This window comes from Pelotomaculum sp. PtaB.Bin117 (assembly GCF_002067195.1).
GTDB lineage: Bacteria > Bacillota > Desulfotomaculia > Desulfotomaculales > Pelotomaculaceae > Pelotomaculum_D > Pelotomaculum_D terephthalicicum.
Genome location: NZ_MVQM01000080.1, coordinates 1 through 12441, shown reverse-complemented (window position 1 = coordinate 12441; position 12441 = coordinate 1). Strand labels below are relative to the sequence as shown.

At 49.0% G+C, this 12441-nt stretch carries 11 protein-coding genes; 4 read left to right on the top strand and 7 right to left on the bottom strand.

Features of this window, described 5'->3' with window-relative positions; genetic code table 11:
- Nucleotides 1-158: 158 nt before the first annotated feature.
- Nucleotides 159-1160, bottom strand: a complete 1002-nt coding sequence (locus A4E54_RS05415; protein WP_376741777.1) for a deoxyguanosinetriphosphate triphosphohydrolase — start codon at nt 1158-1160, stop codon at nt 159-161.
- A 115-nt stretch (nt 1161-1275) separates the two neighbouring features.
- The gene (gene thpR, locus A4E54_RS05410) at nt 1276-1842 is read right to left on the bottom strand and encodes an RNA 2',3'-cyclic phosphodiesterase (RefSeq protein WP_240082307.1); all 567 of its coding nucleotides are present in this window, start codon (nt 1840-1842) and stop codon (nt 1276-1278) included.
- A gap of 383 nt (nt 1843-2225) precedes the next feature.
- Between thpR and A4E54_RS05405 the strand changes: the two genes are divergently transcribed.
- Genes A4E54_RS05405 through A4E54_RS05395 form a run of 3 tightly spaced genes read left to right on the top strand, consistent with a single transcriptional unit; the run spans nt 2226 to nt 5295 of the window.
- Nucleotides 2226-3161, top strand: coding sequence for a hypothetical protein (locus A4E54_RS05405; protein WP_286724870.1), 936 nt, complete (start codon nt 2226-2228; stop codon nt 3159-3161).
- 1 nt (nt 3162) lies between these two features.
- Nucleotides 3163-3915 (top strand): PRC-barrel domain-containing protein, encoded by a 753-nt coding sequence (locus tag A4E54_RS05400; protein ID WP_286724868.1) that lies wholly within the window; start codon nt 3163-3165, stop codon nt 3913-3915.
- Nucleotides 3916-3930: 15 nt separating this feature from the next.
- The gene (locus tag A4E54_RS05395) at nt 3931-5295 is read left to right on the top strand and encodes a VanW family protein (RefSeq protein WP_240082304.1); all 1365 of its coding nucleotides are present in this window, start codon (nt 3931-3933) and stop codon (nt 5293-5295) included.
- A 102-nt stretch (nt 5296-5397) separates the two neighbouring features.
- Here A4E54_RS05395 and ppdK read toward each other — a convergent pair whose 3' ends face one another.
- The 3 genes from ppdK to A4E54_RS05380 form a co-directional block, all read right to left on the bottom strand.
- Nucleotides 5398-8070: a pyruvate, phosphate dikinase gene (ppdK, locus tag A4E54_RS05390; RefSeq protein ID WP_286724866.1), complete on the bottom strand. Its 2673-nt coding sequence runs from the start codon at nt 8068-8070 to the stop codon at nt 5398-5400.
- An 84-nt stretch (nt 8071-8154) separates the two neighbouring features.
- On the bottom strand, nt 8155-9906 hold the full coding sequence (locus A4E54_RS05385; RefSeq protein ID WP_240082303.1) for a phosphoenolpyruvate carboxykinase (GTP): 1752 nt from the start codon (nt 9904-9906) through the stop codon (nt 8155-8157).
- On the bottom strand, nt 9899-10075 hold the full coding sequence (locus A4E54_RS05380) for a hypothetical protein (protein WP_240082302.1): 177 nt from the start codon (nt 10073-10075) through the stop codon (nt 9899-9901). The genes A4E54_RS05385 and A4E54_RS05380 overlap by 8 nt, the downstream gene beginning before the upstream one ends.
- Before the next feature lie 319 nt (nt 10076-10394).
- Here A4E54_RS05380 and A4E54_RS05375 point away from each other — a divergent pair, with 319 nt between their 5' ends.
- A complete protein-coding gene (locus tag A4E54_RS05375; RefSeq protein ID WP_240082301.1) occupies nt 10395-11063 on the top strand; it encodes a TerC family protein in 669 nt (222 codons plus the stop codon).
- Between the two features lie 8 nt (nt 11064-11071).
- On the opposite strand, the gene A4E54_RS05370 is transcribed toward A4E54_RS05375, so the two are convergent.
- Together A4E54_RS05370 and A4E54_RS05365 are read right to left on the bottom strand one after the other, a co-directional pair.
- Entirely contained in the window at nt 11072-11929 is an 858-nt protein-coding gene (locus A4E54_RS05370; RefSeq protein ID WP_376741776.1) for a pyruvate, water dikinase regulatory protein, read from the bottom strand.
- The coding region (locus A4E54_RS05365) for a CBS domain-containing protein (RefSeq protein WP_286724861.1) at nt 11925-12441 on the bottom strand (517 nt) is incomplete at its 5' end. The genes A4E54_RS05370 and A4E54_RS05365, both read right to left, overlap by 5 nt.

Here is a 12441-nt window from a genome sequence, read left to right as displayed (position 1 = left end):
CTTTTCCCACTAGCTTTTATTGACCCATGAAAAATTGTTATTGTAAAAAATATTCGTGATAACTTAAGATTTCCCTGCCTGTATTGTGATATTTTTTCAATATGTTGTAGTTCAACTCCAAATATTATTACCATATTTTGCTACAGTTATCACTTTAATCATTCCACCCATGGCACAGGCAAAAAGTATTTCTGATATACTTTGATCGCATATCTGTCCGTCATACCTGCAATATAATCACAAATTGCCCGCCTGGTGTCGTTGGATTCCGTTCGTTTGAGGTATTCACCTGGTAAAAACCCTTCATTTTCTTGGAAGTGCCTGAATAAGCGCTTAACGACGTGACGCGCTTTTGCTTCCTCCCGCTTGGCCTCTGAGCCAATATATACATATTCAAAGAGAAACTCTCTCAACCGGTCAGTCGCCACCTGAAAAGCGGGACTCATAACAATTCCCTCCGCATTGTCCCAGTTTGTATAAATTAAGTCCAGCACCATATTATTAATCCTCTCCCGGTGTTCATAGCCTAAAACAGTAAGGCATTCGACGGGAAGCTGCTCTCTGGTCAAGACCCCGCCGCGTAAAGCGTCATCAATGTCATGATTAATGTAGGCAACGCGGTCCGCGATTTTCACAATCTGACCTTCCAAAGTTGCCGGTCTGACCGGACCGGTGTGGTTCAGAATACCGTCCCGCACCTCAAAAGTGAGATTTAGTCCTCCTCCTCCTTCCAGCACATCGACGACCCTCAGACTCTGTTCGTTGTGCTTAAAGCCAGGTTCAAACACCTCGTTCAAAGCTTCCTCCCCGGCATGCCCAAAAGGAGTATGCCCCAAATCATGTCCCAGGGCGATTGCCTCGGTCAGATCCTCGTTTAATCTTAGCGCCCGGGCAATTGTGCGGGCAATCTGGGCAACTTCAAGAGTATGAGTAAGCCTTGTCCGGTAATGGTCTCCTTCCGGTATTGTAAAAACTTGTGTTTTATGTTTAAGGCGACGGAAACTTTTTGAGTGGATAATGCGGTCCCGGTCACGTTGAAAAGCGGTGCGAACGATACATTCCGCCTCCGGTTTAAGCCTTCCCTTGGTTGCACCGCTAAAACAAGCGTGGGGCGCTAATACCCGGCGTTCAATTTCTTCGGCACGCAAACGGATATCCAACATTTGACACCACCTCTACCCAAGTATTCAGGAGTCAGAATTCAAAATACTTCAAGACAATGACTCGTTTAGCTTCCGCTAAAACTAGGGGCTAGTTGGGGGACTCCACTGCCTTTCACCCTGGCAGTTGAATCCTGGACAAAACGTAATAATTAGGTCCTTTTGGACTTAGCTCACTTAACATCAATTCTATTGAACAAATTTTTTCCGAACATATTATTTCGTTTTTTCCCGCAAGCATTTCCGCCCTTTTCAGCACATCCGGGAAACCGGCGACGGAACGGACCCTGGCTAAGGTAAGGTGAGGAGAAAACCGGCGTTTCTCCGGCATAAATCCAATCTTACTGAGCCCTTCTTGAACCTGACGCTGCAAACGGAACAAAATCGCGGTATTTCCTGATATACCCATCCAAAACACCCGTGGCCGTTCTGCCGACGGAAAAACTCCCACCCCGCCCAGATCAAGTCTAAAAGGATAAATTCCGTTTACGGAATGTTGCATAACGTTAACAAGGGCAGAAACTTGATCTTCAGGGACGTTTCCGAGAAACTGAATAGTAAGATGCAGGTTTGCCTCATCAACCCACTTTAGATCAGAGGGAAGATGCCGAAGTTCCCTGATCAAAAAACCTAATTTTTTTCTTGCTTCATCAGTAAAATTAACCGCCACAAACAATCTCATCTGCCGTAAAGTAACCACCCCGCAAATAAGTTCAATAAAATAAAAATGATAATTCGCCGTCGATACCCGTAAACTCCTCCCTAATAACAAAGGAAATTTTATCTATATATTTTTTAAAAAAAGTTACTGTTAAAAACAAAATTAGCACTTGATTTATTGTCTAATTAATTTGATAATTATTTCAGAAGGTCTGAGGTGAAAACATGCAAGAATACCTTATTATACTACTACTCACGAGCCTGGTCTTATTAGTAATATTTCTTTTATTAAGAAAAAGCATACCCCTGCTTAGCACCCGAACCATTTATGGTACAGTGGCAATTTCCTTAACTCTGGGGGCAATTTTCCCCGCTGCCTTATCAAATCTTACTACAGGCAAGGTATTGGGAATTTATTTAGGATTAACCGTATTTTCCGCAACTGTATTAAGTTATTTTGAGAACAGATTCTTCCTGAAAGCCAATACCGTCCCGGTTAAAGGTGCGGCCTCAGAATCTGACCTCCCGCTTGCCGCCCCGGATGTTGCATCTGAACCCGGAGACGTTGCCGGGAACAATCAACTCGAATCCGGCGGTGATTCGCCGGAATTATATCCTCCTGTTGAATTTGCCCAGCCGGTTGCTGAAGATGCGTCGCACCCACCGGTTGCCTTAACGGCGCAGCCGGACCTTCCTGTGGATATTACGCGCGATATTGACCTCCCGCGCGCAGCACCGGATATTTTGCCTGAATTCGATCTCCCGCCCGCCGCACCGGATACTATGTCCGAACCGGACACCCAGTCTGCCGGACCGGATGTTACTCCTGAAGATGAACCGGATTATACCGGGCAGCTTGCCGCCTCCCCGGAGGAAAACCCGGATCAGGAGAACAACGCGGATATGGGATTAGAAGACTCGGCCGTGCCAATAAACGACGGCATGGTTAATGATTATATATCAGCAGGTTTTCAAGCTAAAGCCAGAGGCGACATGGATGCCGCAGCGGACTATTTTTTCAAAGCCTTCCGCTTATATCAAGGGCGGCAATTGTCAATCGCTCTGGCTATGGAGATAGCCGCGGTTTACCAGGAATTGGGCCAGTATTTTCAAGCTAAAATGATTATCGAATCAGTTTTAGGGCAGGAAGGCTTAATTCCAGATTTTTCTTTAAAGCAAAAGCTAAAGAAGCAGATCATATATTTAGATACGCTAGTCGGACTTCTCAGGATGGCGAAAATGTCCAACGCTCCTTATTCGAAGGTACCCAATTTAATAAAAATGAAGGCAAACATTGAAACGTCTGTAAAATTAGCAAATTTAACTATGGAGGCGGGATAGTTTGAAAAACAGTCGGCAAGTATTAGGGCTACCGGTTTTAAGTATCGAAGAAGGCAAACAAATAGGTATAGTTAAGCACCTGGTTTTAAACCCGGAACTCGGAAAAGTAAGCTATCTGTTAGTCGAAGACGCGGCATGGTATCTGGGTTTGAAAACAATGCCCTTTGAAGCGGTGCAAGGCATTGGCGAGTTTGGGCTGACTATTGGCAGCCGTTCTGCTCTGTCAGCGGTGGCGGATTCACCCGAAGTTATAGCTCTGCTTGAAAAAAACCTTCGTCTGCCCGGGACTCAGGTTCTTAGCAAAAAAGGCCGGTTGGTGGGCACCATCGATGATTTTATTATCGATGAGAATAACGCAGGAATCATGGGGTGCCAGTTAACTCTTGTGCGCGGTGAAAAACCAGCCGGGATAATCCCCAGAAAATCCATCCTTACTTTTGGCCGCGATTTTCTAGTGGTTGAAGAAAATATAGAAAACATGCTGGTTGCGGATATACAGGAAAGTGACGCCATTCCCGCTGCAACGCAGGAATCGCCAAATTTTGAGAAAAGTGACAAACAGCCGGTAGACGCTTTGGAACACTTTGAAGAACAACAGCGGAAATATCTCATCGGCAAAAAAGCAACCATGAAAATCGTTGCCGACAACGGTGAGGTTGTGGCCGAGGAAGGCGATACAATCACCAGTGAAATGATTGAACGCGCCAAGGCTGCCGATCGCTATATTCAGCTCACCTTGAATATCCGCGATTAACCGCTGGAGAAAAAAATGCCGCTTTTTAAAAAAGCTTTTCTCCTGTCACTGATTATTATGTTTCAATCCGGCGCGAGCGTTGTCGGAGCTGCTGCAATCCTGGATAACAGGTACTCGGAATCAATCCAACAGGGCGTTGCTGTCAAAGGCGTGCAAGTTGGCGGTTTAAATCCCGCGGAAGCCGCGGCAAAACTGGAAAGCGCATTGCCGCGTCCCTTGGACAGCACGTTTGTAATCAGTAACGAAGGAAAAAGCTGTTCAATTATTCTATCCGATATCGACGGTAGTTATGATTACTTGGCTACCGCGGGGGAAGCGTTTGCGTACGGCAAAAAGGGCAATCTGCTTAACCAGTTGATGTCCAATCTGCGTCTCAGGGTTGCGCCGGTTGACATGCGGGTTAGAATTACTTTTTCCGGTGAAAAACTGGCTGACAGGATTAGGTGTATCCAAAAGGCATGGGATACGCCGCCTAAGGACGCGGAAATCAAGCTGTTGAATGATCAAATTGTAATTATTACCGAAAAAAAAGGGTACCACCTTGATTTCGATAAAACTATGGAACAGGCCCGTCTGGCGCTGGCCGGGGGAAGTTTATCCGCTGAGGCGGCGGGCCGCGTCCTGGAACCGGGGATAACTTCCGCCACGCTGGAAGAAATCAACACGTTACTGGCCGAATACGTGACCAACTTCGATGACAGCGCCTGGAACAGGACTCATAATATCGCCCTGGCCAGCACTGCGGTAAACGGCACCTTGCTAAAACCGGGAGACGTGTTCTCATTAAACCGGCGCCTAGGTCCCCGCCTGGCGGAAACAGGGTATTTAAAAGCCCCAGCATTTATTGACAACCAGCTTTCTCTGGACTATGGGGGAGGGGTGTGCCAGGTTGCCACCACTCTGTACAACGCGGCGCTGCTTGCAGATTTGACAGTTATAGAGCGTTATTCGCACCCTAGTCCGGTAGCTTATGTTCCGGTTGGCCGCGACGCCACCATAGCCGGAGATTACCTGGACTTAAAATTTATCAATGAGCGGGACACACCGGTTTATATCTCCAGCATGGTTGAATACGGGAAATTGACGATCCGTATTTTTGGCGCCGAAAATAAAGACGGGCACTCGGTCAGGATCACCTCAGACTATGATGCAATCAGTCCAAATATTATCACATACGAGGATAATACGCTTTCGGAAGGTGAAATCAGAATAAAAAATCCCGGCAAAGCAGGATATCAAGCATGGGTGTACCGCGAATCAATTGTTGATAACCAGGTTAAGTCCAGAACGCAGATCTCAAGCGACTACTACGCGTCCGAAGACAGAGTTATTGTTGTCGGCCCAAAACCCAAAGAGAATGGTAAAGAGAACAAGAAATAGCACGTTGATGCGAAGGGAGACCATTTAAAGTCTCCCTTCGCATTTCAAATACAAGCAAACCCGCTCGACCTTAATTAACGTCTTCGACGGCCTTCGGGCATATTAGAGCGTGCCGAAATCCCTCTTCGCGCCGGGCATATTGTTAACCTTGGCCTGGGCCGCCGCCAGCCTGGCTATGGGCACCCGGAACGGTGAGCAGCTCACGAAATTCAGCCCGGCGAGATGACAGAACTCGATTGAACTAGGCTCGCCACCATGCTCGCCGCAGATACCGATCAGCAAATCAGGTTTAGTGGTACGCCCTAATTCGACCGCCATCTTCATCAGTTTGCCCACACCAAAGCGGTCAAGCACAACAAACGGGCTGTCGGTAAAGATTTTCTTCTCCAGATAGGCGGGGATAAATTTCCCTTCCGCGTCGTCTCTGGAAAACCCTAAAGTGGTCTGGGTCAGGTCATTAGTGCCAAATGAGAAGAACTCCGCCTGTGCGGCCACTTCGTCGGCCAGCAGCGCCGCCCTGGGCACCTCAATCATAGTGCCGATTGTGTAATGAATTTTCACTCCTGTCTCTTTCATAACTTCCTCACCGACATTAATAACAAGTTCCCGCAGGTAAGCCAGTTCTTTCACATCGATAACGAGGGGTATTTCAATTTCCGGAACAGGATTGTACCCTTCCTTGATCAATTGCGCGGCAGCCTGCAGCACTGCCCTGGCCTGCATCGCGTAAACTTCCGGGAAGGTGATGCCTAGACGGCAGCCCCGGTGCCCCAGCATCGGGTTTTGCTCGGAGAGCGCCCGCACTTTGCGCAGCAGTTCTTCTTTCTTGTCAATTTCACGTTTATCGCCGTTAGTCAGCCGCAGGGTGGTTATTTCCACCACCAGTTCCTCAGCGTTAGGCAGGAACTCGTGCAGCGGGGGGTCAAGGAAGCGGATGGTTACCGGAAAACCGTCCATCGCTTTCAAGATCCCGTAAAAATCGCCCTGCTGCATCGGCAGCAGCTTGGCCAGCGCAACCTGCCGCTCTTCCAGGTTGGAGGCGAGAATCATTTCCTGGACGATCGGCAGGCGGTCTTGCGCCATGAACATGTGCTCGGTACGGCACAAACCGATCCCGGCCGCCCCGAATTCGCGCGATTTGGCGGCGTCTTCCGGTGTGTCCGCGTTCGCCCTTACACCAAGCGTGCGAATTTCGTCCGCCCATTCCAATATCTTTTGGAATTCCTGAGAAAGCTCCGGGTCAATCATCGGCACTTCACCCAGCATAACATTGCCGTTAGAACCGTCGATCGATACGATATCGCCCTCTTTTATTTTTAAATCACCAATAGTGAACAGCTTATTGCCATAATCGATCCGCATTGCTTCGCAGCCGCAGACGCAGGGCTTGCCCATCCCCCGGGCAACCACGGCGGCGTGGCTGGTCATGCCGCCCCTGGAAGTCAGCACCCCTTGTGAAGCTACGATTCCATGAATGTCATCGGGAGTTGTCTCGGTGCGCACCAATAGCAGCTTTTTACCCGTCTTTGCCAGTTCTTCGGCCAGTTCCGCGTCAAAAACCACCTCGCCTGATGCCGCGCCGGGAGAAGCCGGCAATCCCTTGGTCACCACATCCAATTTGGCGCCCGGATCAATACGGCGGTGCAGCAACTGGTCGAGTTGACCGGCCTCCACGCGCAACACCGCGTCTTCCTTTGTAATCAGCCCTTCTTCAACCATATCCACGGCGACTTTTATTGCCGCCGGCGCAGTGCGCTTGCCGTTCCGGGTCTGCAGAATCCACAGTTTGCCGCGTTCAACTGTGAACTCAATATCCTGCAAGTTCCGGTAATGTTTTTCCAGCAGCTTGCAGGTATCGGCAAACTGCCGGTATATTTCCGGCATATCTTTTTCCAGCGCGGCAATCGGCTGGGGAGTGCGGATGCCGGCCACCACGTCCTCACCCTGCGCGTTGATCAGGTATTCACCGTAGAGCTTCTTCTCCCCGGTGGACGGATTGCGGGTAAAAGCCACGCCGGTGCCGCAGTCATCGCCCATATTGCCGAAAACCATCGCCTGGATGTTTACGGCGGTGCCGAAATCGTCGGGGATCTTGTTCAGCTTCCGGTAAACAATGGCCCGGTCATTATTCCAAGAATTAAATACCGCGAAAACAGACATAAAAAGCTGCTCGACCGGCTCCTGCGGGAATGAGCGCCCGGCTTCCTGCTGAATCAGTTTTTTATAATCAACAATTACTTCCCGCAAGTCTGCCGCCGTAAGCTCGTGATCAAAACGCACATCAGATTTTTTCTTCTGCGCCTCAAGGATGCTTTCAAACTTATGGTGCTCCACGCCCATCACCACGTCGCCGAACATGGTGATAAAGCGGCGGTAGCAATCCATGGCGAACCGTTCGTTGTTGGTGGCTTTGGCGAGGACTTCCACCGTGCGGTCATTCAATCCCAGGTTCAGCACGGTGTCCATCATGCCCGGCATGGAGACGGGAGCCCCGGAACGAACCGACACTAAAAGCGGGTTGTTTTCATCACCAAACCTTTTACCCAACTTGTCTTCAAGCAGTTTTATTTTTTCTTTTACCTCATCTTCCAAACCGGCGGGAAATTTCTGCCCCAGGGCGGTAAAATCTCTGCATGCTTCGGTTGTAACAATCAAACCCGGCGGCACGGGCAGCCCGATATTGGTCATTTCGGCCATATTGGCGCCTTTGCCGCCAAGCAGCATTTTCATTTCCGCATTTCCTTCCTCAAAAAGATAAACGTATTTGTTACTCACAGCTTTCCCTCCTGAATTATACTTTTTAGCAAGCTTGCCTCTCCTTTAATAATAAGCAAAAGAACATGCCAAGTAATATTAGACTCATTTATTTAATCTGTCCAAAACCGCTTTGTGTTCATCCATTATTTCCTTCGGCAGCTTATCTCCAATTTTCTTAAAAAAGGGTAACTGTTCATTTAACTCTTTTTCCCAAACCTCTCGGTTAACACTTAACAGGGATTCAATTGTCCCGGCAGGCAAGTCCAACCCCTCCAAGTTAAGAGCATCCACTGCCGGAATATAGCCTATGGGAGTCTCGACAGCTCCACCTCCGCCTGCACAGCGGGAGATGATCCAGTTCAAAACCCGTAAGTTTTCACCAAAACCAGGCCAGAGGAATTTACCCTGCTCGTTGGTGCGGAACCAGTTAACATGGAAAATCTTTGGCGGGTTGGAGATCTTTTTACCCATTTCCAGCCAGTGGCGCCAGTAGTCGCCCATGTGATAGCCGCAGAAAGGCAGCATGGCCATGGGGTCCCGGCGCACGATGCCGACTTCTCCGGTATCGGCCGCGGTAGTTTCCGAAGCGATGGTGGCGCCCACGAACACTCCGTGCTGCCAGTTATAGGACTGGTAAACCAAGGGAGCAACTTTCGCCCGTCGTCCGCCGAAGATCAATGCCGAAATGGGTACGCCTTTGGGATTTCGCCATTCTGGTGAGATTGAAGGGCACTGACCGGCCGGAGCAGTAAAACGGGAGTTCGGGTGGGCGCCGTTTGTGCCACTATCCGGTGTCCAGGGATCTCCTTTCCAGTCAATACCGTGCGCCGGCGGGTCCTGATCCAGTCCTTCCCACCAAATGGTACCATCCGGCCCTTCAAGCACGTTGGTGTAAATGGTGTTTTTCGATGCTGCGATCAGCGCGTTCGGGTTGGTTTTTGAACTTGTCCCGGGTACAACACCGAAAAAACCCGTTTCTGGGTTCATAGCCCACAGACGGCCGTCTTCGCCAATCCGCATCCACGCGATGTCGTCGCCTACCGTCCAGGTTTTATAACCTTTTAAAGCCGGCGGGGGGACAAGCATCGCCAGGTTGGTTTTTCCGCACGCGCTGGGAAAGGCTGCGGCGACATAGGACACTTTACCCTGGGGATTTTCCACACCCAGGATCAGCATATGTTCGGCCAGCCAACCTTCGTGCCGCGCCATATTGCTGGCTATGCGCAGAGAAAAGCACTTTTTTCCCAACAGGACGTTGCCGCCGTATCCGGAACCCACGCTCCAAATGGTGTTATCTTCAGGAAAGTGCATAATGTAACGCCTTTCGGGATTCAGATCGGCTTTTGAGTGAAGGCCTTTGACGAAACCGGCGGAATCACCAAGCTGCTCTATTGCCGCTTGACCCATCGTGGTCATAATTCTCATATTTAAGACCACATAAATACTGTCGGTTAATTCGATCCCAACCTTACTGAACGGCGAACCGGGCGGGCCCATAATATAGGGAATAACATACATCGTTCTTCCCCGCATGGAACCGTCGAATATCTTTGCCGCCTTTTCATATGCCTCTTCCGGCGCCATCCAATTGTTTGTCGGCCCGGCGTCTTCTTTTTTTCTGGAACAGATGAAAGTAAGGTGTTCCACTCTGGCAACGTCATTTTTTTCTGTCCTGTGAAATAAACAACCAGGATATTTTTCTTGATTCAGATACTTTATCTCCCCAGTGCTGACAGCTTCTTCGGTCAGTCTGATTCTTTCTTCGTCAGACCCGTCAAGCCAGACAATTTTGTCCGGCTTGGTGAGCCTGGCCATTTCTTCAACCCATTGAGTTACCGCCTTATTATCATACATAACAAATCTCCTTCTCCATGATTCCGGCGCACTGCTTCCTTGCCGCCGGGAGTTTGAACTCCGGCATGCCGGCTGACCGGCAGGCGATCTGTTGCTTGTCCCGATAAATTGTCTTGTGGGCTTCTTTTTTTCCAGTGGCCTGGAAGCGCACACCTTCGGCGATGACCACTAAAACGGCTTACTCCATGTTTCTTGTATCATTTAATGCGTCGAAGATACAAAAATTGTTCCATTCCTCTCCCCTTTCATTATATTTTTCCTTCACTGGCGTAATCATCCCTTAATGCGATATTATTCTATCACGCAAAAAAGATTCCAAACAATACATAATAAAATTGTCACGCAAATTAGAATCAATATTATTTCCCATAAATATAAAATTCCCATGATATTTGGGAATTAAACAAGAATGTAAAAATTTTGGAATATAATTTATTCGATATGATTATGTTGTATATAGATCATTTTAGGCCGGGGGTAAGATTACCATGGAGCTATTCGGCGACTTCACACTCATGATTTCACTGCTGCAGATAATTGTGATCGATCTTATTTTGAGTGGGGATAATGCCGTGGTTATCGGTATGGCTACCAGGAACCTGGACATCCGCAGCAGGAAGAAGGCCGTAATCCTGGGCGCGGCAGCCGCCATTTTACTGAGGGTATTTTTCACCTGTATAGCCGCCGTCAGTCTGGTGCAGATCCCTTTGCTGCAGTTGTTCGGCGGTCTGATGTTAATCTGGATCGCCGTGAAACTCCTGGTGGAAAAAGACGTCGACTGCACGGTAGTCTCACCCCAAAGGAACTTGTTCAGAGCCATTAAGACAATCGTGCTGGCCGATATGATTATGTCTTTGGATAATATCCTGGGCGTGGCCGGAGCGTCACACGGAAACCTGTTCCTGCTGCTTCTCGGCCTGCTGTTCAGCATGCCGCTGCTAATGACCGGCAGCCAGGTACTGGCTGGCCTGATGTCCAGGTTCAGCTGGATTACCTATGTCGGCGGTATTATTATCGCCTGGGTTGCCGGTGAAATGATTTACGGGGAAAGGCTGATAATAAATCTCCTTCCACCGGCTTACTTCTCAATGTTTATACCGGCCTTTTCAGTAATCGCCGTATTAATCATGTCCAGGGCGATTAAATCACGCCAATAGCTCTCTGGTTACTTGTACTCTTCTACTCTTTCCCCGCGAAAGTATATTTCCATCACCTTGCTGGCAGTTTCCTCCACTGCTTTATTGGTGACGTCTATAACCGTGCAGCCGGTCTTTTTCATAATATTCTCAGCATATTCCAACTCTCTATGAATACGCTCCATACTAATATAGTCGGCATTGGAAGTAATACCGAGAGTTTTCAAGCGCTCCCGCCGTATTTCGTTTAATTGCTGGGGCTGGATACTCAACCCGAACAATCTGTGGGAAGGCAACCGGAAAATTTCTTCCGGCGGTGATACTTCAGGAACCAGGGGCAAGTTTGCGGCCATAATCTGCTTTTGGGCCAGGTACATGCAAAGAGGTGACTTTGACGTGCGGGAAACCCCGATCACCACCAGGTCGGCCCTGGTGATACCCCGCGCGTCCTTTCCATCGTCACATTTAACAGCGAATTCAATAGCTTCAACCTTGCGGTAGTATTCTTCATCCGTTTTACGAATCAATCCCGGTTCAAGCTTCGGTGGATGATGAACAATGGCGGATATGGCGTCAATCATCGGGGTCATGATATCCAATGTGGGGATGCCTTGTTTTGCCGCTTCCCTGACGAGAAGATCACGCAGCTCCGGAAGAACCAAAGTATAAGCAATCAAACTGTTGAAGGCACCGGCCTCCTCGACGATCTCCGGTATCTCGCCGGGATCGTTAACATAGGGCACCAGGCGGATTTCCACTGCGTCCTGATTGAATTGACTGGCGGCGGCCCGCGCCACCAGTTCGGCGGTATCACCTACTGAGTCGGATATGGCATATATGACAAGCTTTAGATCATTCTTGGCAGAAATAGTGAACTCCTCCTTAATTTCCTTCTCCCAATTCCACAAAAAGCCTTGTAATGTTAGTCTTGCTTAAACGTCCGACTACTTCAAACCCGTCGCTCCCGTCCGGCTGAGCAACCTTGCGCACGACCGGCAAAGCGTCAACTTCATGAGTGATTAACTTCCAGGCTGCCGACCATACTGACTCTTCGGAGTGGGTGAACAGCACGTTGGGCATCCGGGTCATAACCACTCCAACCGGCAGTTTCTGAATATCCTGGCCGCCAAGAGTTGTTTTGAGCAAGTCTTTGCGGGAAATAACCCCTTCCAACAGCCCGCCTTCTTTAACCACAAAGAGAGTACCGACATCTTTAATGAACATGGTGACCACCGCGTCATAAACAGAGCATTTTTCCGACACAACAATAGGAACCGACTTAATATCGGCAACAAGTATGCTGTGGATCTTTTTGGCCACAATCTGGTGCGGAAACTTGCCGCTATGAAAATACCCGACTCTGGGACGCGCCTCAAGCAGTCCTGACATGGTCAAGATA

Coding starts and splice junctions, on each gene's coding strand:
- thpR (WP_240082307.1), bottom strand. CDS start 1,842: ATGAGATTGTTTGTGGCGGTTAATTTTACTGATGAAGCAAGAAAAAAA.
- A4E54_RS05395 (WP_240082304.1), top strand. CDS start 3,931: ATGCCGCTTTTTAAAAAAGCTTTTCTCCTGTCACTGATTATTATGTTT.
- A4E54_RS05385 (WP_240082303.1), bottom strand. CDS start 9,906: ATGTATGATAATAAGGCGGTAACTCAATGGGTTGAAGAAATGGCCAGG.
- A4E54_RS05375 (WP_240082301.1), top strand. CDS start 10,395: ATGGAGCTATTCGGCGACTTCACACTCATGATTTCACTGCTGCAGATA.